At 52.7% G+C, this 25,119-nt stretch carries 26 protein-coding genes, 1 tRNA gene and 2 pseudogenes; 15 read left to right on the top strand and 14 right to left on the bottom strand.

The window, feature by feature from the left end:
* Positions 1-22: 22 nt before the first annotated feature.
* The 4 genes and pseudogenes from FE784_RS01530 to rpoD all read right to left on the bottom strand — a co-directional run.
* A complete protein-coding gene (locus FE784_RS01530; protein WP_246131848.1) occupies positions 23-721 on the bottom strand; it encodes an FHA domain-containing protein in 699 nt (232 codons plus the stop codon).
* 317 nt (positions 722-1,038) lie between these two features.
* Entirely contained in the window at positions 1,039-1,881 is an 843-nt protein-coding gene (locus tag FE784_RS01525; protein ID WP_139600339.1) for a Gfo/Idh/MocA family oxidoreductase, read from the bottom strand.
* Positions 1,882-2,054: 173 nt separating this feature from the next.
* Positions 2,055-2,984, bottom strand: a complete 930-nt coding sequence (locus FE784_RS01520; protein WP_139600338.1) for a manganese-dependent inorganic pyrophosphatase — start codon at positions 2,982-2,984, stop codon at positions 2,055-2,057.
* A gap of 131 nt (positions 2,985-3,115) precedes the next feature.
* Positions 3,116-4,012, bottom strand: a pseudogene (rpoD, locus tag FE784_RS01515) (RNA polymerase sigma factor RpoD); the annotation flags it as partial.
* A 572-nt stretch (positions 4,013-4,584) separates the two neighbouring features.
* Here rpoD and FE784_RS01510 point away from each other — a divergent pair.
* Positions 4,585-4,803: a spore germination protein gene (locus FE784_RS01510; RefSeq protein ID WP_139600336.1), complete on the top strand. Its 219-nt coding sequence runs from the start codon at positions 4,585-4,587 to the stop codon at positions 4,801-4,803.
* 82 nt (positions 4,804-4,885) lie between these two features.
* Here the strand turns inward: FE784_RS01510 and FE784_RS01505 are convergent, their stop codons facing one another.
* Positions 4,886-5,350: an Hsp20/alpha crystallin family protein gene (locus FE784_RS01505; protein WP_139600335.1), complete on the bottom strand. Its 465-nt coding sequence runs from the start codon at positions 5,348-5,350 to the stop codon at positions 4,886-4,888.
* 130 nt (positions 5,351-5,480) lie between these two features.
* On the opposite strand from FE784_RS01505, the gene FE784_RS01500 reads away from it, so the two are divergent.
* From FE784_RS01500 to FE784_RS01480, 5 genes are read left to right on the top strand one after another with little or no spacing between them, the layout of a single operon-like run.
* Positions 5,481-5,717, top strand: a complete 237-nt coding sequence (locus tag FE784_RS01500) for a spore germination protein (protein ID WP_139600334.1) — start codon at positions 5,481-5,483, stop codon at positions 5,715-5,717.
* A 3-nt stretch (positions 5,718-5,720) separates the two neighbouring features.
* Entirely contained in the window at positions 5,721-5,924 is a 204-nt protein-coding gene (locus tag FE784_RS01495; protein WP_139600333.1) for a spore germination protein GerPB, read from the top strand.
* A gap of 51 nt (positions 5,925-5,975) precedes the next feature.
* Positions 5,976-6,572: a spore germination protein GerPC gene (gene gerPC, locus FE784_RS01490; protein WP_139600332.1), complete on the top strand. Its 597-nt coding sequence runs from the start codon at positions 5,976-5,978 to the stop codon at positions 6,570-6,572.
* Positions 6,569-6,748, top strand: a complete 180-nt coding sequence (locus FE784_RS01485) for a spore gernimation protein GerPD (RefSeq protein ID WP_139600331.1) — start codon at positions 6,569-6,571, stop codon at positions 6,746-6,748. Before gerPC ends, FE784_RS01485 begins: the two co-directional genes overlap by 4 nt.
* Positions 6,749-6,758: 10 nt before the next feature.
* Positions 6,759-7,136, top strand: coding sequence for a spore germination protein GerPE (locus FE784_RS01480; protein ID WP_139600330.1), 378 nt, complete (start codon positions 6,759-6,761; stop codon positions 7,134-7,136).
* A gap of 48 nt (positions 7,137-7,184) precedes the next feature.
* Here the strand turns inward: FE784_RS01480 and FE784_RS01475 are convergent, their stop codons facing one another.
* Entirely contained in the window at positions 7,185-7,613 is a 429-nt protein-coding gene (locus FE784_RS01475; RefSeq protein WP_139600329.1) for a cell wall hydrolase, read from the bottom strand.
* Positions 7,614-7,649: 36 nt separating this feature from the next.
* Positions 7,650-8,318: a phosphatase PAP2 family protein gene (locus FE784_RS01470; protein ID WP_246131847.1), complete on the bottom strand. Its 669-nt coding sequence runs from the start codon at positions 8,316-8,318 to the stop codon at positions 7,650-7,652.
* Between the two features lie 484 nt (positions 8,319-8,802).
* Between FE784_RS01470 and FE784_RS41770 the strand changes: the two are divergent.
* The 9 genes and pseudogenes from FE784_RS41770 to gluQRS form a co-directional block, all read left to right on the top strand.
* A pseudogene (locus FE784_RS41770) lies at positions 8,803-9,159 on the top strand (C40 family peptidase); the annotation flags it as partial.
* 242 nt (positions 9,160-9,401) lie between these two features.
* Entirely contained in the window at positions 9,402-10,535 is a 1,134-nt protein-coding gene (locus tag FE784_RS01460; protein WP_139600327.1) for an iron-containing alcohol dehydrogenase, read from the top strand.
* An 88-nt stretch (positions 10,536-10,623) separates the two neighbouring features.
* Positions 10,624-11,610, top strand: coding sequence for a cation diffusion facilitator family transporter (locus tag FE784_RS01455; RefSeq protein WP_139600326.1), 987 nt, complete (start codon positions 10,624-10,626; stop codon positions 11,608-11,610).
* Between the two features lie 382 nt (positions 11,611-11,992).
* On the top strand, positions 11,993-12,661 hold the full coding sequence (locus tag FE784_RS01450) for a response regulator transcription factor (protein ID WP_425465521.1): 669 nt from the start codon (positions 11,993-11,995) through the stop codon (positions 12,659-12,661).
* The gene (locus tag FE784_RS01445; protein WP_139600324.1) at positions 12,658-14,031 is read left to right on the top strand and encodes a sensor histidine kinase; all 1,374 of its coding nucleotides are present in this window, start codon (positions 12,658-12,660) and stop codon (positions 14,029-14,031) included. Before FE784_RS01450 ends, FE784_RS01445 begins: the two co-directional genes overlap by 4 nt.
* Before the next feature lie 111 nt (positions 14,032-14,142).
* The gene (locus tag FE784_RS01440; RefSeq protein ID WP_139600323.1) at positions 14,143-16,347 is read left to right on the top strand and encodes an MMPL family transporter; all 2,205 of its coding nucleotides are present in this window, start codon (positions 14,143-14,145) and stop codon (positions 16,345-16,347) included.
* A 5-nt stretch (positions 16,348-16,352) separates the two neighbouring features.
* Positions 16,353-16,799, top strand: a complete 447-nt coding sequence (locus tag FE784_RS01435; protein WP_139600322.1) for a hypothetical protein — start codon at positions 16,353-16,355, stop codon at positions 16,797-16,799.
* Between the two features lie 138 nt (positions 16,800-16,937).
* Positions 16,938-17,014 (top strand) — tRNA-Asp (locus tag FE784_RS01430).
* Positions 17,015-17,107: 93 nt separating this feature from the next.
* The gene (gene gluQRS / locus FE784_RS01425; protein WP_139600321.1) at positions 17,108-18,076 is read left to right on the top strand and encodes a tRNA glutamyl-Q(34) synthetase GluQRS; all 969 of its coding nucleotides are present in this window, start codon (positions 17,108-17,110) and stop codon (positions 18,074-18,076) included.
* Between the two features lie 64 nt (positions 18,077-18,140).
* Here gluQRS and FE784_RS01420 read toward each other — a convergent pair whose 3' ends face one another.
* The 7 genes from FE784_RS01420 to FE784_RS01390 all read right to left on the bottom strand — a co-directional run bounded on the left by FE784_RS01420 (position 18,141) and on the right by FE784_RS01390 (position 25,017).
* Positions 18,141-19,085: a GNAT family N-acetyltransferase gene (locus tag FE784_RS01420; RefSeq protein WP_176705882.1), complete on the bottom strand. Its 945-nt coding sequence runs from the start codon at positions 19,083-19,085 to the stop codon at positions 18,141-18,143.
* Positions 19,086-19,294: 209 nt separating this feature from the next.
* The gene (locus tag FE784_RS01415; protein WP_139600319.1) at positions 19,295-20,023 is read right to left on the bottom strand and encodes an alpha/beta hydrolase; all 729 of its coding nucleotides are present in this window, start codon (positions 20,021-20,023) and stop codon (positions 19,295-19,297) included.
* Between the two features lie 26 nt (positions 20,024-20,049).
* Entirely contained in the window at positions 20,050-21,042 is a 993-nt protein-coding gene (locus FE784_RS01410) for an ABC transporter substrate-binding protein (RefSeq protein ID WP_139600318.1), read from the bottom strand.
* Positions 21,043-21,062: 20 nt separating this feature from the next.
* Positions 21,063-22,103, bottom strand: coding sequence for a FecCD family ABC transporter permease (locus FE784_RS01405; protein WP_139600317.1), 1,041 nt, complete (start codon positions 22,101-22,103; stop codon positions 21,063-21,065).
* Positions 22,096-23,103, bottom strand: a complete 1,008-nt coding sequence (locus FE784_RS01400; RefSeq protein WP_139600316.1) for a FecCD family ABC transporter permease — start codon at positions 23,101-23,103, stop codon at positions 22,096-22,098. The genes FE784_RS01405 and FE784_RS01400 overlap by 8 nt, the downstream gene beginning before the upstream one ends.
* 345 nt (positions 23,104-23,448) lie before the next feature.
* Complete coding sequence (locus tag FE784_RS01395) at positions 23,449-24,105, bottom strand: glycoside hydrolase family 73 protein (protein WP_139600315.1); 657 nt, start codon at positions 24,103-24,105, stop codon at positions 23,449-23,451.
* Positions 24,106-24,684: 579 nt separating this feature from the next.
* Positions 24,685-25,017, bottom strand: coding sequence for an SDR family NAD(P)-dependent oxidoreductase (locus FE784_RS01390; RefSeq protein WP_139600314.1), 333 nt, complete (start codon positions 25,015-25,017; stop codon positions 24,685-24,687).
* Between the last annotated feature and the right edge of the window lie 102 nt (positions 25,018-25,119).

Below are 25,119 nucleotides of genomic sequence, written 5' to 3'. Positions count from 1 at the left end.
ATCAGCCTCCGATTCAGGTTCGCTATTTAGGATCGTTCTCCAGTATATACCCGCTGCCGCGCACAGCGCTGATAAGAAACGTATCCTTGCCGTATTTTTTGCGTATCCGGTAAATTAACGCGTTAAGCTCGTCCATACTGACATCCGGTATTCCATCCGGACCCGTGGCCCGGTCGGCCCATACCGCCGCTTTGATTTCGCCGATGGACACCAGCCGGTTTGCATGCTCGTGCAGCAGCTGAAGCAGCAAATATTCCTTCTCCGACATGGAGATTCGTTTGCCGTCGATGACGCATTCCCGCTTTTCCCATTGGATCGTCAAAGGTCCATGGGGCTCCTCCCACTGCTGGGTGACGCCGAGCGGCTCAAGCTCCATCGTCTGCTCGCCGAATAAGTAGGAGAAATGAATGACGGTCATGCCTTTCGCCAGCTTGATCATATCGCACGATTGCAGCGGATAAGGGGTGTGGGGGATAGCCCTTACCCCATTGATTTCGGTTCCGTGGCGGCTTCCCAAATCGTATAAAACCGCCTGCTCGCCTTCTTTGCGAATAACGAAATGCTTCCTTGATATAAACGCGTTCGTGAAAGAAAAGTCGGGGGAATACTCGGCGGACGTTCTGCCGATGACCGTTTCCGCGAAGGATAAATTCAGACAGGTTCCAGGCCGGAAAGGGTCCCCCCGGACAATATACAAACAAGCAAACGTATCCAGATTCATTCCCTCCGAAAATTCATTGCGGTCTATACCATCATACCTCATCCGGCAACATTATGAAATTATGAAGTCACTGACGCAACCCTCATAATTGACTCATTTATAGGAAAAACATCTGTCGACGATACTCAAGGATGTGCGACCGCACGCAAAAACGCCCAATATCCGACTTCCGTCATCGATATATTGCTTGATTACTTGGGACGCGCTTCCGGGCAAAGCCACTTCCTGCATTTGCATGTGCGGACGACAAAAAGAAGCCTGCGCACATTGCGGCAGGCGTTCCGGTGCTGCATCTATTCAATCGTCCGGTTTATCGTCTACGCGTCAGGCAGCTCCAGCCATTGATACGGAGTTTGGGCCGCCTTCAAGCCATACTCGATAATCGTAATAATCGCGACCGTATCCGCAAGATCGACAACCGCTTTGCCCGTCTCGAAGAAAGCAACCAGGCTTTGAATGAACGCTCCGAAGAAGTCTGACGCAATTTTGATCGACTTGGCATTCCCAGTGGCGTAATCGACGATCATGCCGAACGAAGTCCCGTTTCCGAAATGATTGACGGTCGCTTGTCTGCCGTCGGCATACCCGATCAACAATGCTGGAGAATGGTCCGTGCCGGTAAACATGACGCGCTTGACGTCGCTTCCCATCAGGGCTACGATCGGCTCGATTTGATGGATCGAGTAATTGGCGAACTTTCCCGGCCCCGTACTGCAAATCGTTTGAATCCCTTCCTTGTCCAGCCCGGCATATTCCGACGCGAAGCGAAGCGCCGAGGAAGAGTACATCGGCGTACCGGATTTCGCCGCCCATTCGAATAGAAGCAGCGCGGTTTTACGGTCGGGGGCGAACGTTTTGTCTATGTAGGTCGGCTTGCCGGATTGCAGCGGAAGCTTGGACAGCTCTTCGTGATACTCCGGGTAATCGGGCGACAGTACGATCAAATAATCGCTTTTCTCGATAACGGCTTCGATCGACGGCAGCAGCTCGATCCCTTTCTTCTCGCACCACTCGGCGTTGCCTAGACCGCCCGGCTTATCGATTTTGCCGTATGCATAGGCGACCTTCATCTCGCCGCCGGTCGCACTATCGATCCAGCCCGGATATTTCTCCGCATGCCATTCATCCAAAAAATAGTCGATAAAACCAATTTTCTTCATTCCGTTCACCTTCTTGTCCGTTATCGTAACTATTGTTCTACACACAGCTACCATTATAACAGAATCGGAGTTTTTTTTCGGAATTTATTTTAATTCAGGTGCTGTGTTCCAGCAAAAAAAAGCCCATGACCGCTACTCGCTGACGTCACAGGCTATTCGTTCCATAAAAGGTATTATTGATTGAAAATATCGGTCAATACGGGGACGATTTGCGATTTGCGCGATACGACGCCCTTCAGAACGGCCTTATTCTCTACCAGCGTTACGTTGTAAGCTTTCTCGACGGCATTCGTGGCCTTGCCGAGCGCAAGAGCGACCGAATCGTTATTCAAGATGTCAGTTACGACGAATACGAACAAGTCCAGACCTTTCTTGTCGATAATCTCGTTAAGCGCGGCTTCCAGCTCCGCTTGGCGGGAGAGCACGTCGTTCGTGTCGACGGCGTTGACTTGCGCAATTTCTACTTTGCTTGCGCCCATCGTAAATTCTTTCGCATCGAGCGAAATCAGCTGGCTGATCGTTTTGTCGCTCAGGTCGGCTCCGGCTTTCAGCATTTCCAAGCCATAGCTCTCGGCATTGACACCGGCGATTTCGGCCAGCTCTTGAGCGGCGGCCACATCTTCCTCGGTGCATGTAGGCGACTTGAACAGCAGCGAATCGGAAATAATGGCGGAGAGCATCAGACCTGCGATCGGCTTGGAGATGGAGACACCGTTTTCTTTATACAGCTTGTTCAAAATGGTAGCCGTGCAGCCTACCGGCTCGGCGCGGTAATACAAAGGATGACTGGTCTCGAAATTGGCGATCCGGTGATGGTCGATTACTTCCAGCACGCGAACTTGATCGATGTCGCTGACGCTTTGCTGGCGTTCGTTATGGTCGACGAGGATAACGCTTTTCGTCTCGCCCGCAACGGACTCGACAAGGCGCGGAGCCTCGATTCCGAATTGAGTCAATGCATATTGGGTTTCCCCGTTAACGTCGCCAAGCCGAACGGCTTCGACGTTTTTTCCCAATTTAGTTTTCAAATCGGCGTAAGCGATTGCCGAGCAAATCGTGTCGGTATCCGGATTTTTGTGCCCGAAAATAAGTATTTTCTCCATTGTTTAAGCTCCTCCATTATTTTGTTGGGCCAGTCAACTATAAATTATAACGTTAAATCCGCTTTATTCCTATGCTTTTACACAGAATTTTTTGCGAATTTTTGACATCTTGCCTAATGGAGAGTTTTCGCTTATTCCAGAAAATCTTTCAGCCGTTTACTGCGGCTCGGGTGCCTTAGCTTGCGCAGCGCTTTCGCTTCGATTTGGCGGATGCGCTCGCGGGTAACGCCGAATACTTGCCCGACTTCCTCCAGCGTGCGAGTACGCCCGTCGTCCAATCCGAAACGGAGACGCAGCACGTTCTCTTCCCGCTCCGTCAGCGTGTCCAGCACGTCCTCCAACTGTTCCTTCAGCAATTCGAATGCAGCAGCGTCCGCAGGCGCCGTCGCATCGTGGTCTTCGATAAAGTCTCCGAGGCTCGAATCGTTTTCCTCGCCGATCGGCGTTTCGAGGGAGATGGGATCCTGCGCGATCTTCATAATTTCCCGCACTTTATCGTCGCTAAAGTCCATTTCCTTGGCAATTTCCTCGGGTGTCGGCTCGCGTCCGAGCTCTTGGAGCAGCTGTCTCGATACGCGGATCAGCTTGTTGATCGTCTCGACCATATGTACCGGAATCCGGATCGTTCTGGCCTGGTCGGCGATGGCACGCGTAATCGCTTGACGAATCCACCATGTTGCATACGTACTGAACTTATATCCTTTGGAATAGTCGAACTTCTCGACCGCTTTAATCAAACCGAGGTTGCCTTCCTGAATCAAATCGAGAAACAGCATCCCGCGCCCGACGTAGCGTCTCGCTATGCTGACGACAAGCCGCAAGTTCGCTTCGGCCAGCTGTCGCTTCGCCTCCTCGTCGCCCTGCTCGATCCGCTTGGCCAATTCGACCTCCGCTTCTCCCGATAGAAGTTGAACGCGTCCGATTTCCTTCAAGTACATCCGAACCGGGTCGTTAATGCCGATACCCGGCGGCAGCGACAAGTCGTCGTGCGCCGAGAACTCGTTCCGTTCTTGATCGTCCTTGTCTAATGAAAGCTTTGTCTCAGATACCGAGCGTTGATCGTTCGCCATAAAACGGCTCCATCCTCCCTGGAAAGTAGAACAAAAGTTTGTATACTGCTTCGTTGGTTGCTCCATCGGTTCTTATATTGACAAAACCTCAAGAATATGGTAGTGTAAAATTTGAATGAACTGAAATTCGTAAATGCTATCCGGCATTATATCATGATTTTTAACAAATTTCAACATGTTATTGCGGTGTCCTCTTCTATTGTGCAAGAGGGCCCTTTCATTTATTCGGACAAGCCCAAATAATGTCCCAATCGACCAAAACGGCAACAACACGGAACTATTTTCGCTCCGGTTGTTGCCGTTTTGGTTGTTCGGATGCCTGTCCCTAGAAATGCTGATTCGGCTGACCGGGATATGCATACCCCGGATAGGCAGCCATTGGTTGTATGACATTCGGTGCCTAAGGTTCGTGATCGGCATGAAATAACATTCCCACTTGACCGGATACCCGGCAAGCCTCCAATTGCATTTTCCGGATGGCGGGCGCATATAGTGAATCATACTTTTTATCATAAAGGAGACTTTTCCATATGCCATCCATCATTTTGGCTCCGATCAATATTACCGGCGCAGACGGCAACGTCACCTTCGGAGATGTCGTTCAAATCTCTCCCAACAGCTCGTCGAAATCGTATTCGGGCTCCGGAGGCGGTAATGTAGGCATTTTCGCCCAGGCGATTTCGCTGCTCAGCTTCACGATTACGTCCGATCCCGATGTCATCGATTCGATCTCGGCCTTAAAAGGCTGACGAACCGCCGGAACGTCAAAAGGGCAGAACCATACGCCGCTAAGCGCGTACTGTTCGGCCCTCTTTTTTTACCGAGCGATCATCAATCATAAAATCGGACATTCACCTCATGCATGCGTTCGCTGATTTTGGCTTTCCTTAATTGCATTTGCAGCACTCCTTTTCTGTAAACGGCTTTACAGCTCTCCGGCAAAATATGCGTAGGCAGCTTGACGGTCTGTTTTATATCGTCCGGCAGTCCTTCCAGCTTGATCCGGTTGACTCCGACATACGTTTTCAGATTTTGAGCCTGCGTTTTGTCCGGAATGTGGATTTTGACGATGACATTATTATGAGTTTCGAAAATTTCCGTACGGAGCTGCTTATTCATCATCTTCAGATCTACCGATTTCGGGAACGCTTTCTTCATGACGTCCTTCACGATATGCTCGACCCATGCCGGATCGTTCATCCCGTCTATCGGCGCAGACGGAAATTTGCCGCCGAAAAATTGTTCCAAGCCTTTCCAATCGAAATTGTTCAAAAACTGGCTTTTCGGATCATCCATCCCTACCCTCTCCTTATATGCTCCATTATATGAGCGGTTTTCCTTCCTCATGATTGCCGTGTCGAAGTATCATACCGCCCCTTTCGTACACATACAATGAAATAACGACATTTGATAAGGGTGTGACTGGATGCCGGCCATTGTCGGGAATATTACCATATTGAGCGTAGGCCCCAGTTCCATCGTACATATCGGAGACGCCATCCAGCTGGCGCCGCAAAGCACGTCCAAAACGTTCGCGGGAGCGGGCTCGTTTAATACAGGCGATGCCGTACAAACGTACAATGCCGTTAGCAGCACCAATACGTACGATGCCGATATTGCCGATACGAACGCCGTTTCGGCCAACGGGGCAGGTGTATTGTAGACTATGAATCTTATCGTTCATCAAAGCATCGTCATTCATCAGTTGCGAGTCGATTCGGTAGCCAATTCCTCCGTCCTTCAAATCGGCAGCGCGGGGATGATCAAAGGCCTTTCCAATCTGTACAATACCGGCGGATTTACCGCAGCCGCGCCTCCTGCTTCCCCTGCGGGCGCGGAAACGCTCGTTCCGCTCCCCTCCCCAAGGTGACGCCGGACCGAAACCGCCGACTTCAATGAGCGCCGGAAAGGGGGAAACCGATTGAATACGCTGCCGCCTCAAGCCTATTTCCAACAGTTGAACGCTTACTTGCAATGGCAGACGCAGAAGCTTCAGGAGCTCGAAGCCAAAGTCGGGCAGCTGCAGCAGGAAATCGACGAACTCAAAAAGCAGCGTACGGTCAATGTGGAAAAAATCGAGTACAAGTTCGACCAATTGAAAATAGAAAAGCTCGATGGCACGCTTCATATCGGTATCTCCCCGGAAATCGGCAAATCGATTGACGATTTCACGGTGAATGGCAGCGATGTCCAGACGACAATGGTACAAACTGACGCACGGTCGAGTATTCGAAGAGAAATCGACCGTTTTTTGGAAGAAGACGGGCGGGCTTCGATCAAGGAGTGGGAACAAAATCACCGGATCGCGCTTGGAGAAGGGTATGCGGACTTTATGATCGAGGACATCAAAGGGCAGATGGACAAGCGCATCGACCATTACTTACGGACAGTCCAGGATGATCCGAGCTCCGGGAGGCTGAAGGCGGACATTATTGTAGACAAAATCAAAACCGATATTATAACCGCGATCGAACAGCATATGGGTCAAAAGAAAAGCAAAGGAGATGGAAGCGCATGAACTTTCATGTTGAAAACAAACAGTTGTCCGTTGGCGCAATCCGAATTATCGGGGTAGCCAGCTCCTCGGTCGTATTGATAGGCGATACGAAAGAAATCGTTCTGTCCTCGATTTTCGACACGCCTCCGGAATCGCTTATTATCGGACCGTTGGTTCCTCTCGCGGCGGAAAGGTGACGGTGCGTCAATGGCCAGAATATCGGCGGTAAAGAACATTTCCATAAATGAAGTAGGACTCGGCTCTATCTTTATAGCAGGAGATTGCGTCGTTGTCACACCCAGAAGCATAGCTTTGGCGATTCAACGCCAAACTTCCAGATATAACGGAAACGAGGGCTCCTTTCAAGCATACCCGATTTACTCCAGACCGATCCCGCTTCCCTCTCCATCCGATGAAGTGCATATTACCGAGACGAATCTCAGCGGATTTATCCACGTAGGAGCGGTAGATATCATTTCCATATCTTCATCCTCCATACTGCAGACGGGCTCCAACGCGATGATCGAAACGGAAAGCCGTACTAAGCATATTCGCCAAATTCAGCGCAGACCCCGGCCGCAATAAGGAACGGAGAAACAAAAAAAGCTTGATCGCTCAAGCTTTTTTTGTCTTTCAAAACGTATTATAAATATTTTCGCACTCTTCTCCTGTCGGCTGATAGAAGCAGTGCAGCTTCCATCGTCCTACCAACGGCTGATTGTACCACGTCGGCGGGCAGTCCCCCTCCGGCCTGAAATACCACAGGCTGAATTTCCCCGGCCAATTCCGTTCTCCGTTAACCGCCCTTCTTGCCAAACGCTTATCCCGCTCTCTCACTTTTTGATAAAAGTAACCGTGCTGGACCGCTTCGAACGCATGCTCCTGGTACACCATTTGCGGGATCGTCCGGATATTTTTGAAATCGGAGCAATTCGCCCTGATCCGGTTAATGCCCACATTTCCGACCAGCATCATCCCTTTCTCGCCTTCTCCCTCCGCTTCGGCCCTCAGCAGCCTTGCCAGCAAATCGATATCGCTCTCCCTGGCTTTGACAACAGCCATAGTGTCACCTCTGGTTGTTCAGATACCTCCAGAATATTACGGTCCGCCCCGATGGGTGACTGCGGATTTCCCATATTTGCCGTCATATAACCAGATCAATCCGAACATCCAGCAGCCGCTGGCCAAATATCCGCCCAGGACGTCGCTCGGGTAATGTACGCCCAAATAAATCCGGCTAATGCCGATCGTCAAAATAAACAGCGAGCTGATCGCGATCAGTACGATTCGCCCCGCTCTGCGAGGAATATGTCTCCACAGCAAATACGCAAGGATGCCGTACAAGCTGAAGGCTACCATCGAATGCCCGCTCGGAAAGCTGTAGCCGTTCGCCTCCGCGATCCGGTATATTTCGGGACGTGCCCGTTTGAACACCAGCTTAAGCAAATAATTGAGCAGCCCCGTACCGCCCACTACCGCTACCAGCAATAAAAGCTCCATGCGATGCTTCAATGCCGCATACAGAAACAGTGCGGCCGATGCCGTAATGATGGCTACGGGAAGTCCGGTCCCGATCCAAGTGAAGAATGACAAAATATACGTAAGCCGATCGTTTTCCATTCCTTGAATCGAGGCGATAACCGACGAATCGAACACGGCAATCCGGTTGGCTCCGATCAATAGAGCTACGCCGGCGAACCCGATCGCGCACAATAAACTTATGGCCATGGCGCGCGTGACCGGATTCGAAAATAGGTTGTACAACACTGAGCGAGCTTCCTCCGATGATCCGAAAATGGTTGTCAAGTTAAAATAAACGCGAAATTCTAATGAAATTCTCATTTTGGCCACGAATTGCCGACGAGATAAGGAGTTGCTCCGAACGGGCCAAATTATGTCTGTTTTTAATATGATAAGGTAGTAGCAAGCCATTAAGCAATCCCGCGACTTAAAACTATACATCAAGCCTAAGGAGGAAACCATGAAAACTACCGCAAATAAACGTATCGGACAAGCCATCCTTACTGTCGGCCTAAGCTTTACCGTCTTTATTGCCGGAAGCGCGTTTCTGGCCTCTCCTTCCGCCCATGCGGCACCGGGGCGGGATAATGGCTGGAATTTCGGATGGAATCAGGATTGGAACAACGATTGGAACTACGATTGGAACGCGGACAAAGGCTCGTCATCGGGCTCGGACAACGAATCAGGAGCGGGCTCGAACGCGGGCTCCGAATCCGGCTCTTCGATCTCTAACGATATTATTTCCAAAGGCAAGCAATATATCGGCGTACCATACAAGTTCGGCGCGAAAACGGGAAACACCAAATCATTCGACTGCTCGTCCTTCACTCAATATTTATACGGGTTAAACGACATTTCGATTCCGCGCGAATCCATTGAACAATCCCGCGCAGGCACCTACGTGCCGCGCAGCCAGTTGAAGCCGGGCGATCTCGTCTTCTTCTACTCCCCGGTCCACCATGTTGCCATTTATATCGGCAACGGCAAAATTTTGCACACGTACGGCGATCCGGGCGTCACGATTACCGATCTCGAATCCGGCTGGTGGGATGAGCATTATACGACTGCACGCCGCGTAATCCAATAGGCTCCTTACGAACCCCGAATCGCTTGATTCGGGGTTCTTTTTTTCCATCGTTTCAGAATGTGATGATTCCATAAAGCGGACTGCAAAATGATGAACCAAGGATAACTACCGCCGAATCGCGGTCGCTCATCCATGAAGTACGTCGATTGACGTTTTTCCTATTTTCCCAAATAATGCGTCCCGTACTTTGTTATACTGGTAGTATTACCTAATGACTTATGATGGAAGGGGCTGACCTCAGCGTGAATTCATTTCAGTACCAGAATCCGACCCGAATCGTATTCGGCCGCGGCTCCGTAGATAAGCTCGGCGAATTGGCCAAACCGTTCGGTACAACTATCCTGCTCGTGTACGGCTCGGGAAGCATCAAGCAAACCGGGCTGTATGACAAAGTGATGGGCCAGCTGAACGAAATCGGTGCCAACGTTCTGGAGCTCCCGGCGGTCGAACCGAACCCCCGGCTCTCGACCGTCAAGAAAGGCATCGAAATCGCAAGAGCCGGTCAAGCCGACCTGATATTGGCGGTAGGCGGAGGAAGCGTGATCGATGCTGCAAAAGCGGTAGCCGTCGGAGTTCCCTATGACGGCGACGTATGGGATTTTTGCATCCGCAAAGCGGTCATACGGGACGCGTTGCCGCTTGCAACCGTGCTGACCTTGTCCGCAACAGGCTCCGAGATGAACGGAAACTCGGTTATTTCCAATTGGGAGGAGCGGCAGAAGCGTTCGTTCGGCAGCCCGTTTGCCTACCCGAAATTTTCCATCCTGGATCCGGCACTTACGTATTCGGTGCCCCGCAACCATACGGTATACGGCTCTATCGACATTATGTCCCACGTATTCGAGCAGTACTTCAGCCTGACCGAGCACACCCCGCTGCAGGAACGGTTTTGCGAATCGATTTTGCATACCGTTATCGAGAATGTCGGAGGCGCTCTGACCGATCCGGGCAATTACGAAGCAAGAGCCAATTTGATGTGGGCCGGCACGATGCAGCAGGATTGGGCGTCTCACGGAATCGAGCATGAAATTAGCGCCATTTACGATATCCCCCATGGCGCAGGATTATCGATCGTGTTCCCGAACTGGATGGAATATGTACATACGGAACGGTTGGACCGATTTGTTCAATATGCGGTCCGGGTATGGGGGATCGATCCTGCCGGCAAGTCGGATCAAGAAACGGCGCTAGCAGGCATCGAAGCGACACGGAATTTCTTTACGCGTATCGGCGCGCAAGCGCGGTTGGCCGATTTCGGCATCGGGGCCGAGCATTTGGACCGTATGGCGGACGAAGCGGTTCGTTTCGGTCCGATCGGCTCGTTCAAGAGACTTGACCGCCAAGACGTCAGGAACATTTTGGAATCGTGTTTGTAAGCAAGCCGACCATGACGGCATGGAGAGCGTTCGTTTGAGGGAATGCTAGTGGATAGAAAATGTACCTGTATGGGAGGTTTATTGGTAAATGGAGTCCGGCAGCAGCTCGTCTTTGGCCAGCATGCTCAAGAAAGGCAACGCTTCGTCGGGTGCGGCCGCGCTCGGCAACTTTTGTATCGCGATCATCAAAGGCATTGCGGCCTATGTGACGGGAAGCGGAACGATGTTCGCATCCACGATGCACTCGATCGCCGACGCGGTCAATCAGGCTTTCGTATACGGAGGCAGCATCCTGTCGGAGCGCAAGCCGACGAAACGGTTTCCGACCGGCTTCGGCCGCCTCATCAACATTTTTTGTATGATTGCGGTCATCGTCGTATCGATTATGGCGTACGAAACGATCAAGGAAGGGTTTCACCTGATCCGGCATCCTGCGGTTTCGCACGGATTTTGGCTCAATTTCGCCGTACTGCTCGTGTCGCTTATCGTTGACGGAGCTATTTTGTTTAAAGCGATGAAAGAGATTTTGCATGAAACCCGCGCGGAAGGCAAAGGAGTCGGCATCGTAAAAACCGCCTTCCAGAACGTAAAACGAGCCGCGCCTCCGACCCGACTCGTCTTCTACGAAGATTTGGTCGCTACGACCGGGGCGCTGCTGGCCATTATTGCGATCGTCGCGACGGCTGTAGCCGACGTAAGCATTTTGGACGGAGTCAGCGCGATTCTGATCGGTATGCTGATGGTAGGGGTCGCATTCCGCGTAGGCTATGACAATATGGTCGGGCTGATCGGAGTGGCCGCCCCGCTCGCCGTGGAGGAGAAAATTGCCGCCATTATTTTGGGAGACCCGGATGTAACCGATATTAATAAAATGCGGATTATTCAAGAAGGACGCTTCTATCACGTGGATGCCTACATCGAGCTTCGGGCGGGCTTGACATTGGCCGTTGCCGATGACATCAAGTTCCGGGTACGCGACAAGCTGCTGGTAGACTCGGATATTGCCGATGTAACGCTGGGCATTATCGAGGACAACGGTATCCGGGACTGGAATCCGACGCCGGAAAAGGAATAGGGCAACTGAATAACCTGCAGACTTTGCCCGACCAAAGCCGCTCCATGGAATGAAATCGGAAAGGTGCTGCAGGTTTTTCTACTGCCTTATCATTTGAAGATGGACCCGTTTTTGCTGTATCGCTTCTGTATTATCGCCTGAAAGCATGGCCGTTTCCTCCCCGATCGTTGCTGCTTGCCCCTAATTTCCCTAGCCTAACCATTCGCATCTGCATTTCCGTATTCCTCTTTTTTCGCGAGAATACATGGCCTTCGACCGGACATCTTGATCATGGCCGTTGAAGCGGCCTCCCCTTCGGATTTCGGATCGAAGTTTGATATGATATGAAACATACCGATAACTATTCGGATCAGAAAAAGGTGCGTGCAAATTGAGAATTCATATGCTCGTTGCGGATGACGACCCTCATATTCGGGAACTGCTCCGTTTTATTTTCAATAAGGAAGGCTATGTCGTATATGAAGCGGAGGACGGCGAGCAAGCTTCGCGCATTATGGAGACCGAGCAGGTTCATTTGGCGGTCGTGGACGTGATGATGCCCGCGAAGGACGGCTTGGAGCTTTGCCGGGAAATCAGAGGCCATTACGACATCCCCGTCATAATGCTGACAGCCAAAGGAGAGCTCGAGGATAAGGAAAAAGGATTCGTTTCCGGAACCGACGATTATTTGGTCAAACCTTTCGAGCCGAAAGAGCTGCTGTTCAGGGTCCGGGCATTGCTGCGAAGGTATCGGCTTGTGTCCTCCGAAGCGATAAAGCTGAACAACACCGTGATCGACCGGAGAAGTTATGAGGTGAACATCCGCGGCGAATCGATCGTTATTCCGCTGAAGGAATTCGAGTTGCTGGCTCAATTAGCCGCCAATCCGGGGCGAATATTCACAAGGGAACAGCTCATTCAGCTTATTTGGGGTGCCGATTACGAAGGGGGCAGCCGTACGATCGACGTTCACATTAAACGTCTTCGGGAGCGGTTCGTCGACAGCGCCGACGATTTCGTCATAACGACCATACGCGGTCTCGGGTACAAGCTCGAGGTGAACGGGTTATGAAAACGCTCTATATACGCATCGTCGTTACATTCATAGCGATCGCATTGGTCAGCAGCCTCTTGGCGCTATTGCTGTCGAACGTTTATTATTCGAACAAATTCCGGGACTATAATGATCGAAAAATAATGAACATCGGCTTGGAAATCCGCAATCTCCAGCAACAAATGCCGACTGTCGATCTAAGCCGATACTTGACCTCGATCGGAAACATGGGCTTTCAGATTTATGCCGTCAACGAACGCCTTGAAGGCACCTATTACGGAGCTCCCTTTAAGCATCGGGATATCGATCCGGAACAGGTGCGCAGCGTTTTGCGGGGAGAAACTTACAACGGGATTTTGGAACAGCGCCACTTTTTGACGGTAATCGGTTTTTTCGAGAACAGCATTCGGAACAGCGTCGGACTTCCGCTTAAAGTGCAGGAACAGCCATACGCGTTGTTCATCCGCCCGAATCTGGAGCAGCAAATCGGAGAAGTGCGTATGTTATTGGCGCTCCTGCTCGGGTTCACCTTCTTGTTCAGCATCGTGCTGATCGTCGTTTTGACCCGTTATATCGTAAAACCCGTCGAGCAGTTGACGGTTGCGACCAACAAAATTGTCGAAGGACAATACGATATCGAAATGGACGTATCGAGACAGGACGAGATCGGAAATTTGGCCAGACACTTTGCACAGATGGCGCGATCGCTCAAGCGGTTGGACGAGATGAGACAAGAGTTCGTCGCCAATGTCTCGCATGAAATCCAATCCCCTCTGACCTCGATTCAAGGATTCGCCCAGTCCATTCTCGATAAAGAAGCTACAGTCGAAGAGCAAGAGCGGTATCTTCGCATAATAGCGGAGGAGAGCGGCCGATTATCGTCGTTGAGCAAGCAGCTCCTGACGCTGGCGGCGCTGGATAAAGAGGCTGCCGCTTTGAAACGGACCAATTATCGATTGGACGAACAGCTCCGGAACTGCTTGATCGTTACGGAATGGCAATGGTCGGAGAAAGGGCTGTCGATCGAGCCGGACTTGCCCGAGATCGTAATCGGCGCCGACCCGCAGCTGTTGACTCAAGTATGGCTCAATGTGATTGCAAACAGCATCAAGTTTTCCCGTCCCGGAGGCACTATTTCGATCCGGGTCGACATCGGAAGCGATATCGCGGTAACGATCGCGGACACGGGCATCGGGATACCCGACTCTGAGCTTCCGCATATATTCGACCGGTTCTACAAAGCGGATAAAGCAAGAAACCGCACCCAGGCCGGAAGCGGACTCGGCTTGTCTATCGCCAAAAAAATCGTCGAGCTTCACGGCGGATCGATTTCCGCGCATAGCGAGCTTGGGAAAGGGACGGCCATTACGGTCCGGTTGCCTTCTTGATTGACAGCCAAAACGGACAGCAAGCGATAATCTGTAATGTTCCGTTCATCGTCCATTCATAATCCTGTCCTACAATCGCATGAGAAACAGGACAGGAGGTAACAAACCGTCATGAGTAGTCCCTTCAGCAAATTGGCCCGAATCATCGCCACTCCAAGGGGAGCCAAGCTGACGTTGATCGTGTGGCTGCTTGTCATCGTCGCTCTAAGCGTCGCTGCGCCTGGCGCCAAAAAGTATGCCGTGAGCAGCGGAGAAGGCAGCATAAAGGACGACACCCCTTCTGCCGTTGCACGGCATATTGCGCAAGAACAGTTCCCTTCCGACGAAGGACTCCCCGTACTGCTCGTTTTTCATGCGCCTACCCCAATCACCGAAGAGGAACGGGCCGGGGTCGAGGAGATCAGCAAGTGGCTCTCATCCGACAGGAAGCCGGAGCATGTGGCCAGCGCCATTCCTTATCATCAGCTTCCACAGTCGGTTCGACAAAAAATGGCGTCGGACGATCAAACGACACTCATCCTGAATGCCGCTCTGGAGAAGGATTTGGCGTCCGATCAAATTTACGATACGCTGCGGCAAATCCGTGCCTACGCGGAGCAAACCGGTTCGAGCCGTTTGCGGCTCGAGATGACCGGGCCGGCCGCGATCGCGGCCGATACGATAGCCTTGTTCAAAAATGCGGATCTCGTATTGATGTTAGCTACGATCGCACTCATTCTAATCATTCTCGTTGTCATTTACCGTTCCCCGCTTCTTGCCGTCATACCGTTAGTCATTTCGGGGGCCGTCTATCAGGTCGTGGACCGCTTGTTGGGATTGTCCGGCAAAAACGGCTGGTTTCTCGTTGACAAGCAAGCTCTCTCGATCATGATGATCCTTCTATTTGCCGTGCTGACCGATTATTGCCTTTTCCTATTGGCGCGCTACAAGGAAGAGCTGGGAAGCAACGCTTCCTCTTATGATGCGATGAAATCGGCGCTTACCCATGTGGCGGAGCCGATCCTATTCAGCGGCGGTACGGTTCTGGCGGCAATGCTGACGTTATTCGCCGCCGCGTTCAAACCATACCATCACTTCGCGCCGGTATTTTCCGTGGCAATGGCCGTTATTGTGCTCGCAGGGCTGACATTGATTCCTGCCCTATTCGCCATACTGGGGAGGAACGTATTCTGGCCTTATGTGCCGAAGCGGCGGGATCGTTCCGTGCAGCCAACCGGATTTTGGAGCGGTGCGGGAACGTTCGTAACGAAGAAGCCCGCTATAACGGCGGGAGTGCTGCTCCTCTTGCTTGCAGCGGGTTCTTTAAACATCGGGTCGATAAAGTACTCTTTCAATTTGTTGAATTCATTTCCGGACAACGTATCGTCCCGGACAGGGTTCGAATTGTTGAAGCAGCGCTTTCCTCCCGGCCAATTGGCTCCCGTATCGGTCATTTTGAAGACAGAATCCGAAATCGTGCTCGATTCTGCCTTTTCCGGAAAATTGACCGCCTTGACCGAGTCTATCCAAAAGCATGGGGGCGTTCATTCGGTCACGCCAGAAATAACGCCTCAGTTGACGGCGGCAAATGCGGCTTTGCCGAGAAATTTTTTGTCAGACCGGAAGCATGCCGTGATGCTTCAAGCGACATTGTCGGATGATCCTTACGCACCGGCATCCTTGAGCTTGATCGGCAAATGGCGGGAAGCAAGCACGTCCATGCTGCAGGAAAGCGGCTTCGATCCTTCGAACGCCTCCCTGCACTTCGCCGGACAGACGGCGGAGCAGTATGATGTGAAAGCGATAAACCGGCGGGACACGATCGTAATCTTCTCGTTGATTGCCATTCTGATCACGATTATGCTCGCTTTCCAAGCCAGGTCGGTCGTGATGGCGATTACGATGATGGCCACGATGCTGCTATCTTATACGGCGACGCTGGGCTTCGGGTGGATGTTGTTTCACGACGGGCTCGGCTTCGATTCCATCAGCTACCGCCTGCCCGTATACACTTTCGTATTCTTGATCGCCTTGGGCGTCGACTACAATATTATGCTGGTATCGCGAATCCGGGAAGAAGCAAGCAAGTATGCGTGGAAGGAAGCGGTCAGCAGGGGCGTCTCGTTAACGGGCGGCGTTATCTCCTCTGCCGGCCTCATACTCGCGGCCACCTTCTGCGTGCTCATCACACAGCCGCTTCAAGAGCTGTATTTGTTCGGTTCCATGATGGCTATCGGGATTATATTGGATACGTTTCTCGTAAGAGGCATGCTGCTCCCGGCGTTAATGGCACTGATCGGCAATCGTTTCGCTAGCGATACACCCAGAGGAGGATGATGATTTTGTTCGGTTTCTTGTTATTTCTGCATCTTGCGGGTTTGATGGTTTGGCTCGGAGCTTTACTGGCTGTAGTCGTTATATTGCCGATGCTGTACAAACAATCCGGGGCGGCAACCGCCCATGCCAATCCATTCGCCAGTCGGATCATCCGCGTCTTCGGCATGCTCGCCCACCCCGCCGCGGCAATCGTTCTTATCAGCGGAGTGTTCATGATAATCGACATGGATTTGGGTCAGGATAAGCCTCTCTGGCTTGAAATCATGGAGAAGGGCGGAGGAACGGTTATACTGCTTGCACTCGCATGGACGGGCATCCTGGGTCGAAAAGCAAGGAAACGTCTGATCGCTGCTGCCGGACAAGCCGTTACGTTGACCGGCTATAGGACCGCGTCCGCAAGCATTATGGTCCTCATCCTCTCTATCGTGCTCATAGTCAGCTTGAAAATATAATCGATTCTCGCCTTTTACGCTCGGATAAGGCGGCGTCGGCCAGGTTCGTTTGCTGGCGCCGCACTTTCCGGCAGTGTAATAAGCGGGTTGCGTGAATCTGCGCGTCCGTGGTAATATATACCTTGTCTTCAGGAACACGGAGCTGTGGTGTAGAGGCCTAACATGCCTGCCTGTCACGCAGGAGACCGCGGGTTCGAATCCCGTCAGCTCCGCCATTCGACCTTTTCTCCATGCATGTAATTAACGGCAACCAACGAGATGCGCAAGCATCTTATTTTTGTATATACCCGAATAAGGCGATGATTGGCATGAGACGAGGACGTTTTGCTCCGACCCCTTCAGGCAGACTGCATATCGGCAATGCCCGTACCGCCCTGCTCGCTTGGCTGCAGATGCGCTCCGCCGGCGGGGCCTTCATCCTGCGCATGGAAGATATCGACAAGCCCCGTTCCAGACCGGGGTTGGCCGAAGCCGTAATCGAGGATCTTCGCTGGCTCGGAATAGACTGGGACGAAGGACCCGATGTAGGGGGAGTATTCGGACCGTACGTACAGAGCAGACGGGAACAACGCTATGAAGAGGCAATAGTACGCTTGATGAGCGAAGGACGGCTATATCCCTGCTATTGCTCTCGTGCCGAGCTGGCCGCAATCGCCAGCGCCCCGCACGGCCTCTCTTCCGAAGGACCGGCCTATCCCGGCACCTGCAGGCATCGTACGGCTCGGGAACTTGCTGACAGAGCCGCCGTGAAATCGCCCTCCTTGCGCTTCGCAATGCCGGACCGGCCGCTTCATTTCGTGGACGCCTTGATGGGGACGCAGTATTTTTCCGCGGGCGCCGGGGGCGATTTCGTAGTCAAGCGCGCAGACGGCATATACGGTTATCAGCTTGCGGTCGTTATTGATGACGCAGCGATGGAAATAACCGACGTTTTACGGGGTTCGGACCTGCTCGACTCGACGCCGCGTCAACTATCGCTGTACGAAGCGCTAGGCTTGCCCGCCCCGAGCTTCGCCCACGTGCCGCTACTATTCGGACCGGACGGACAACGGCTGGCAAAACGGGACGACGTTATTAATGTCGCCGGCATGAGAGCGGCCGGCGTTCGGCCGGAAGCAATCATCGGTTGGCTTGCGTATTGGAGCGGACTTCTCGATCGTCCCGAGCCGGCGAAGGCTTCCGAGCTTATTCCCGAATTCGAACCGGCGAACGTATCAATGGAACCGGTGGTCGTTACGGAAGAAGCGCTTCGCAAGCTCGTCGGCGGTAGCCGGTAATCCGGTGCAGTGAACAGAAAAAACGGCAGGCTGCTCATTCCGGAGCAATCTGCCGTTCGTTCGCTCAGACGTATTCGTCCCTCAGCATCGACATGATTTGCAAAGAGACGAAACGGCCGTCCACGAACTCGCAATCCCTCAGTATGCCTTCCTGACGGAAACCCAGCGACGCATATAATCGTTCCGCTCGTACGTTTTCGGTACGCACGTCCAACCACAGCCGGCGAACGTTCCAATGGGCGAAAGCAAGCTTCTTGACGACTTCCAGAACGTCGGTACCGTATCCTTCTCCTTTGGACACGATAACGAGCCGCTTCAATTCGATCGATTGCGAATGCTTGTTCAATCCGTTCAACATCACATAGCCGATCCGTTCCCCAGTATGCCGATCGGTGACGATAAGATGGGCGAGATCGGGGCTGCCGACAGCGTCCGAATGCTGCTCCGTCGTCCATTGGCCGATGTAGGCTCTGTTTTCTTCGGCGCTCTCGACTTCCAGGACGAAATCCAGATCCGTTTGCTCGGTCAGCCGAAGCCGAATTCGTTCCGATCCGACCATCTCTTCCTTGAACAAAGACTTCCTGTCTTCCCGATCGCGCAAAGCGGCCGGCACCGAACCCGGCTTCGGATTTTCTATCGCCCAATAGCGGTTGCCGAACGGATCTTGAAACTTCATATCCAAGCCGCCGCCGCCCCCCTTGAGCACTTCTCCCGCACGGGCACCGCTGTCGATCAATTTCTCCCGGAGCTTGCGTATGTCCGGCGTAACGAATTGAACCGAGAAACCGGGATGATCCTTCTCGTTGCCAACGAACCAAATGCTCTCGGAATCGTCCTCGGGCGAGAAGATCAACAGCTTCTGTCCGCTCGGAAGCCGGACTTGGGCGATGCCCATTTTCCATACAAGCTCGCAGCCCAATACGTCTACATACCATTCGATCGCACGATCGTAGTCGTCGCCAGGGACCGGAATGCCCAACACTACCGATTGAACCCCGATTCGTTCCACAGCCCTATCCCCCATTCGTTCGGCATTTCCAAATACTAGTCTATACTAGCTGCAGCTGGATCGACAATATGAAAAATCGACGAATGGCGAGTGACATTATCCGTTTAGTGAAATCCCGCCTGGAGAAGGGAAACTAACCAATGAGTTCAAGGATAAAAAACACCGTTTCCGAATTAAAGCTCGGATCACGGTGTATGTCGGCTGCTTTATCAAAAAAACCAACGAATCGCTTCAGGAAGCTGCTTGATGAAGAAGACGGAGTCGTGCGTAGCGCCTGCATCGATGACGAATTTCAGGCTTTGTGCGGGAAGCCCTTGCTCCAGCAATAGGTCGCGGGCTTTTATCGTATTCGGCACCATCCATTTCTGGATATTATCTTTGTATATCCCCTCGCAGTCGCCTACGGACATGAATAGCTTCCGTACCCGAGGAGGCTGAGGCTGTTCTCGCATGTAGTCGAGATAGCCATCGTACCAGTACGAACCGGATAAAGAACCGACCGCTCCGAACACGTCTGGACGCAAGTATGCGGCATGCAACGAGACGAGTCCGCCGAAAGAAGCTCCGACGATTCCGGTATGCTCCGGGGATTGCAGCGTCCGATACCGACTGTCGATATGCGGCTTCAGCCGGTCCGCCAGAAAGGCGATGTACTCCGGGCTTTTCCCGCCGAAATCCGGCCTGCCTTCCACGAGAGCTTTGGCCGGCCATGGCGTATACTCTTCGTTGCGATTGTCCGTCTCGACCCCCACATAAACGACTTCGGGAATGCTGCCGATCGCAATGAGATGCTGCAGCCAGTTCGCACAGTCTTCGAACAAATAGCCTCCGTCATGGACGTAAAGTACCGGATAGCGGTTCTCCCCCTTCGCATAGGAGGGTGGCAAGTAAATGAGGATGCCGCGTCCCTCGAACGTCTCTTTTCTTGCCAGATTCATACTCGTCCGTTTCACCCGATTCGCCGTTATTTGGACAGGTTTGTTACTGCCGCCTTAAGGAAATTGATTTTGCTCCATGCCGTACCGCCCTGTGCGAGAGGATCGACGACATTGACGAACACTTTGCCGTTTTTGAACGCGTTCGTGCTTTTAATAATCGGATTGTTCTGCAAATCCTGGAGTGCGGTAGGCTTATCCGTATTTTCGTCCTCGGAAAACTGAATGAACAAGTAGTCGGGATTCATCTGTGCAAATTTCTCGACCGATAGCGTCTCTTGCGCCTTGGCAGCCTTCACTTCCTCCGGCACGGCCAAGCCGAGATCGGTATAAAGCGACGGGTTGAAAAATACGTCTGCCGGATATATCGCGATATTTCCCGAACGGACGCGGATGGCGACTACTTTTTTGTCTTTTAATTTCTCTCCGAGCTGTTTTTTGGCCGCTTCCGTATCCGCTTTATACTGCTTTAGCACTTCTTCGGCTTTCGCCTGCTTGCCGGTCAGCTCGCCCAGCAGACGCAAATTCGCCTCCCAATGGGTCGAGATGTGGCTGACCGGGAATGTCGTAGCGATCTTCGTCAGCTTTTCGGCCGTTTCGGCCGGAAATTTGGATGTGCCGAGGATGACGTCCGGCTTCAGCTTGACGATCGTCTCCAGGTTCGGCTGCGTTTTCTCGCCGATCGATTGCGATTGTCCCGTAATGGCCGCGAACATCGGAGGGAATTTGCCGCCGACGGAAATCGCGCCCTTCGGCTTCACGTCCAGAACGATCGCGTCCTCCATTGCTTCCAAAGCGCCGGTAATGACAATATTCTCGGCCTTCGCCGGAACTTTGTATTCCTTGTCCAAGTATTTGATCGTGCGGGGCTCGTTCGCGGCCGGAGCGGCGACCGGCGCCGTGGCCGCCGGCTGTGCCGGGGTCGCGGCGCCTTGGGTCGTGTCGGCTTGCTTGCCTCCGCAGGCGCTCAGGACGACCGCGAGTAATGTTAGGGCTCCTATGCTTGCCAGCTTTGTTCTCATGATTCGTTTCTCCTTTTGGTTCAATTTTTTTGGGTCATCGCCTTTTTGCCGCGATACAGCAAATAAATGAAATAAGGGACGCCGATAATCGAGATGACGATGCCGACGGGAATTTCCACAGGCGAAAATACCGTTTTGGCGATAAAATCGGAGCCGACGACGAGCATCATGCCGATCAACCCGCAAGTGGGTACGATTCGCTTATGCCGCAGGCCCACAAGCCGCTTGGCGATATGCGGAGCCATAAGGCCGATGAAACCGATTCCGCCGGACACGGATACGCAGGCGCTGACGATGCCGATGCTGCTCAGCAGCAGCAGCGCTTTTTCCTTCTCGGCTGCAACGCCCAAGCTTCGGACGCTGTCTTCCTCCAATTGGAACAGATCGAGATAATAGCTCTTTTTCCATATGACCGGAATAAGGACGATGAGCCACGGCAGCATGGTCGCGATAAATTTCCAGTTCGCGTTATAAATGCTTCCGTTCAGCCATACGGTCGCCATTTCGAAATCGGAGGCTTTCATCTTCAAGGACAAATAAAGCGTGATGGCGCCAAGTCCCGAAGCGATCCCGATCCCCACCAGAATGAGCCGCTGGGGGTCCAGCCTCCCGTCCTTCCAGGCAAATGCATAAATCAATGCCGCTGCGCCCAATCCGCCGACCAGTCCGAATAGGGGCATCATCATGATGGCCGTCCATCCCGTCCCTCGTACCGCGCCTTGAAAGAAAAACAAGAAAATGACGATGGCGGCACCCGCCCCCGCATTAATGCCGAGAATGCCGGGATCGGCCAGCGCGTTCCGCGAAACGCCTTGGATGACCGCTCCCGCTACCCCCAACCCCAATCCGACCAAGGCGGAAATGACGATGCGGGGAAGCCGGAACTCCAGAATAACCAGATCGTGTTCCGGCTTCGGATCGATCCGAAGCAGAGTGCGAACCGTATCTCCGATCGAGATGTCGAACTCTCCGTTCGTCAAGCTTACGTACATCGCGATTACGATGATGGCGGAGCATCCGAGCAGTACGGCGGCATAGCGGCGGGAAGAGACGTTATGCATGCTTCCGTCCTCCTCTCGTGCGGGCCAAGTAAAGGAAGAACGGTACGCCGACCAATGCGGTAACGACGCCTACCGGCGTCTCGAACGGAAAGTTGATAAACCGGCTCAGCACGTCGGACAACGCGAGAAACACGCCGCCCAGCACCGCCGCGCACGGAACGATCCATTTGTAGTCGACGCCGATCAGAAACCGGGTGATATGCGGAATGATGAGTCCGATAAAGCCGATCTTCCCCGCCATCGCCACCGACGCCCCCGTCATGATGACGACGGCACCGAGCGCAGCCGCCTTGACGAGTACGGTCCTTTGCCCGAGTCCTGCGGATACTTCATCCCCCAAAGAAAGGATCGTGACCGATCTGGAGATATACAGCGAGATGGCGATTCCGATAACCGCGAACGGAACGGCAAGCTTGATCAGATCCGGGTTCATCTGATGTAGCCTGGCATTGTACCAGAAGCTCACATTAAGCGAGGTTTGGAAATAGGTCGCCATCGCCGCCGATACGCTGCTCAGAAACGTGCCGATAATCGTCCCCAGAATAGCCATCCTCACTGGCGACATGCCTCCCGGAAGCAGCGACGCCATCCCGAATACGAGTACGACTCCAAGCGCCGAGCCGATGAAGGAAAACATCATCATTTCGAGCGACGAAGCTCCGGGAGACAAAATCATGCAAAGCGTTATGACGAATGCCGACCCGTCGGATACCCCCATAATCGATGGAGAAGCCAAATAGTTCCGCGTCATCCCTTGCATGAGTGCCCCCGATACGGCCAGGAAAGCGCCGATCAGAAGCGCGCCGAGCGCTCTCGGCAGCCGGGAGCTTACAATAATCTGATGGTTGACGTTCCCGGGATCGAAATGAAAGACTGCCTCCCACACCGTTCTCGCATCGATATTGACGGCCCCGTACAAGATGGAGATCAGTACCGTCAAGACGATCAACAGCGGGGAAACCGACAGCAACGCCACAGGTACTACCGTTCTTGCCCGCATAACGGTCCCCTGCCTGTCTGTCTGTTCCTACGCGGCTTCTTCACGCCGTATCATCTCCGATATTTCCTGGCGGTACCAGAGCGAAGGGTGTGTTGTGCAAATGCATCCGTTCCATTACCCCTTTCCGATTTCGAGCTTGCTTTTATGTAGGTAATGATTATCATTATCACTATAGTGATAACGTTTCTCATTATAAAGACTTCACTAGCATTTGGCAACAATAAAATACGGAGGAAAAGATGTAGTAAACCCCCACCTGCTTCATTGGCGGGAAGGGGCCTATTTTAACCTGAGTTGCACTCTTCGATTCCTCGCCAATGACCGCGACACGCCTGTAGCGTTGTATTACACGGAGTGGCCGATTTGACGTGCACTCATGACCGCATTCAACCAATCCAGCTCCGTTTGCGTCATTACGCCCGTATACGCTTTCTCTGCCCATTTGTAGTCGCTGATCAATCCTTTGCGGTATAATCCGTCCAGCGAATCTGCGAGCATCTTCCACTGCCACTGCTCCAGTTGCATCGCTTCGTTTTCTTTGGCATTAGCTGCAGCAGCAGCCGAGTCGTATTTCGCAAGACCGTTTGTCTCGATAATGCCGATCAATTTGGCCGCATAGTCCGGATCGGTTGCGTACCCGGCCGCTTGAAGCGCCAACGCCGCGCCGAAGTAATCCAGCCTTGCGCTTCGCTCAAAAAATCCGGCCGCTGCAAACCGCTTGTTTGCGATCAAAAAATCGCTATGGTCGATTACGCTTCCTTCCCAGCTGTCGTAAACCCGAAATCCGTTTACAACGCCGATGAAATGGCCGTTTACGAATTCCCGCGTGACCAGATCCTGTCCGGTCCCTTTTATGCCAAATAAGTTGTTGCCGGGCGCTGACGCCCCCCACCCGCTTTCGAGTGCGGCCTGAGCTATTGTAATCGACGCCAATACGCCGGTACGGATTTGTTCGGCGATGGCGAATGGGGCGATTGCAGCAATAAATGTTGCCTTATCCATTCGTCCCGTCCCCTTTTGTTCCGCCGCTTCTCTTGGCGGATTTATCGATCGGTTTCCAAGTGCGCGGTGACTGCTGCAGCTGCGCTAGTCCAGCATATGCGAGCATTCAGCGATCTGCGCGGTCAGCAGCACAATTCGAGAGTCAAACAAGGCGTATGTCCGGATGTAGTGCACAAAGCGCCGTGAAATGGTCGACGAGCGTCATGGTGCCAACGAATGCGGGATAGCTGATGCGAAGAAAAAAGGAAGAAGATGTGGATGATAATGAGGTTGAGGAGGAGCAGGAGACGTTGAAAAAGCCCCCTTCTGGAGCAAGGGAGCGTCAACCTATACCTTATACTATATAGTATCGTCAGTAATATAAGCATCCGAAATTGAGCCGTTGACTGCGCCTTAAACGGATGGCTCAAATTCCCTTTCCGTTCATTGTGCTGACTGATAGTGCTTTAGTGCCAATTTCAACCTGCTTCTGTCTTCCCGCTTTATCGGCGGACCAAGCCGGCCTAAGCAGTAACAATTAGATTCACTAAAAGTACCGAAGCTTTTGAGAATACAATCGTTGAGATTTCGAATCGGTTGCTAATCCAATTGCTTCACGATACAAGCATCCTGCCTGCCACGTTCCAACAGTCGAATAATTCCCTCTGCCGTCTGTTCCGGCGTCGCCAATACTCCCTCGTCGTACGCCTGCTGAAAAAAATGCGCCGTCGGCAGCTGATCGGCTTTACTGTTTCTTGCGACCGATTGCATGCCCGTATCGATCATACCCGGATAAACTACTAGTAGTCGCACCGGATACGCCGCGTTCTGCTGTTCCATATTCACACACTCGGTAAACATATTCAACCCGGCCTTGGAGCTGCAATACGAACTCATTCCGGCGAACGGGGTTTCTGCACAGCTGTTTGGCAACCAGCCTCAAATCCTCGTTCTCGCTCCGGGCTATGCATATTACTTCACTGTCCGGTCCGAGTAGCAGCTTGGCCAAAGCCGCGCCAATCCCCCGCGACGTTC

The sequence above is a fragment of the Paenibacillus hemerocallicola genome, from assembly GCF_006265175.1.
GTDB classification, from domain to species: Bacteria; Bacillota; Bacilli; order Paenibacillales; family NBRC-103111; genus Paenibacillus_AB; species Paenibacillus_AB hemerocallicola.
This window is presented reverse-complemented; position numbering and strand designations above follow the sequence as displayed.

Coding starts and splice junctions, on each gene's coding strand:
- FE784_RS01530 (WP_246131848.1), bottom strand. CDS start 721: ATGAATCTGGATACGTTTGCTTGTTTGTATATTGTCCGGGGGGACCCT.
- FE784_RS01525 (WP_139600339.1), bottom strand. CDS start 1,881: ATGAAGAAAATTGGTTTTATCGACTATTTTTTGGATGAATGGCATGCG.
- FE784_RS01520 (WP_139600338.1), bottom strand. CDS start 2,984: ATGGAGAAAATACTTATTTTCGGGCACAAAAATCCGGATACCGACACG.
- FE784_RS01510 (WP_139600336.1), top strand. CDS start 4,585: ATGCCATCCATCATTTTGGCTCCGATCAATATTACCGGCGCAGACGGC.
- FE784_RS01505 (WP_139600335.1), bottom strand. CDS start 5,350: ATGGATGATCCGAAAAGCCAGTTTTTGAACAATTTCGATTGGAAAGGC.
- FE784_RS01500 (WP_139600334.1), top strand. CDS start 5,481: ATGCCGGCCATTGTCGGGAATATTACCATATTGAGCGTAGGCCCCAGT.
- FE784_RS01495 (WP_139600333.1), top strand. CDS start 5,721: ATGAATCTTATCGTTCATCAAAGCATCGTCATTCATCAGTTGCGAGTC.
- FE784_RS01485 (WP_139600331.1), top strand. CDS start 6,569: ATGAACTTTCATGTTGAAAACAAACAGTTGTCCGTTGGCGCAATCCGA.
- FE784_RS01480 (WP_139600330.1), top strand. CDS start 6,759: ATGGCCAGAATATCGGCGGTAAAGAACATTTCCATAAATGAAGTAGGA.
- FE784_RS01475 (WP_139600329.1), bottom strand. CDS start 7,613: ATGGCTGTTGTCAAAGCCAGGGAGAGCGATATCGATTTGCTGGCAAGG.
- FE784_RS01455 (WP_139600326.1), top strand. CDS start 10,624: ATGGAGTCCGGCAGCAGCTCGTCTTTGGCCAGCATGCTCAAGAAAGGC.
- FE784_RS01450 (WP_425465521.1), top strand. CDS start 11,993: ATGCTCGTTGCGGATGACGACCCTCATATTCGGGAACTGCTCCGTTTT.
- FE784_RS01445 (WP_139600324.1), top strand. CDS start 12,658: ATGAAAACGCTCTATATACGCATCGTCGTTACATTCATAGCGATCGCA.
- FE784_RS01440 (WP_139600323.1), top strand. CDS start 14,143: ATGAGTAGTCCCTTCAGCAAATTGGCCCGAATCATCGCCACTCCAAGG.
- gluQRS (WP_139600321.1), top strand. CDS start 17,108: ATGAGACGAGGACGTTTTGCTCCGACCCCTTCAGGCAGACTGCATATC.
- FE784_RS01415 (WP_139600319.1), bottom strand. CDS start 20,023: ATGAATCTGGCAAGAAAAGAGACGTTCGAGGGACGCGGCATCCTCATT.
- FE784_RS01410 (WP_139600318.1), bottom strand. CDS start 21,042: ATGAGAACAAAGCTGGCAAGCATAGGAGCCCTAACATTACTCGCGGTC.
- FE784_RS01405 (WP_139600317.1), bottom strand. CDS start 22,103: ATGCATAACGTCTCTTCCCGCCGCTATGCCGCCGTACTGCTCGGATGC.
- FE784_RS01400 (WP_139600316.1), bottom strand. CDS start 23,103: ATGCGGGCAAGAACGGTAGTACCTGTGGCGTTGCTGTCGGTTTCCCCG.
- FE784_RS01395 (WP_139600315.1), bottom strand. CDS start 24,105: ATGGATAAGGCAACATTTATTGCTGCAATCGCCCCATTCGCCATCGCC.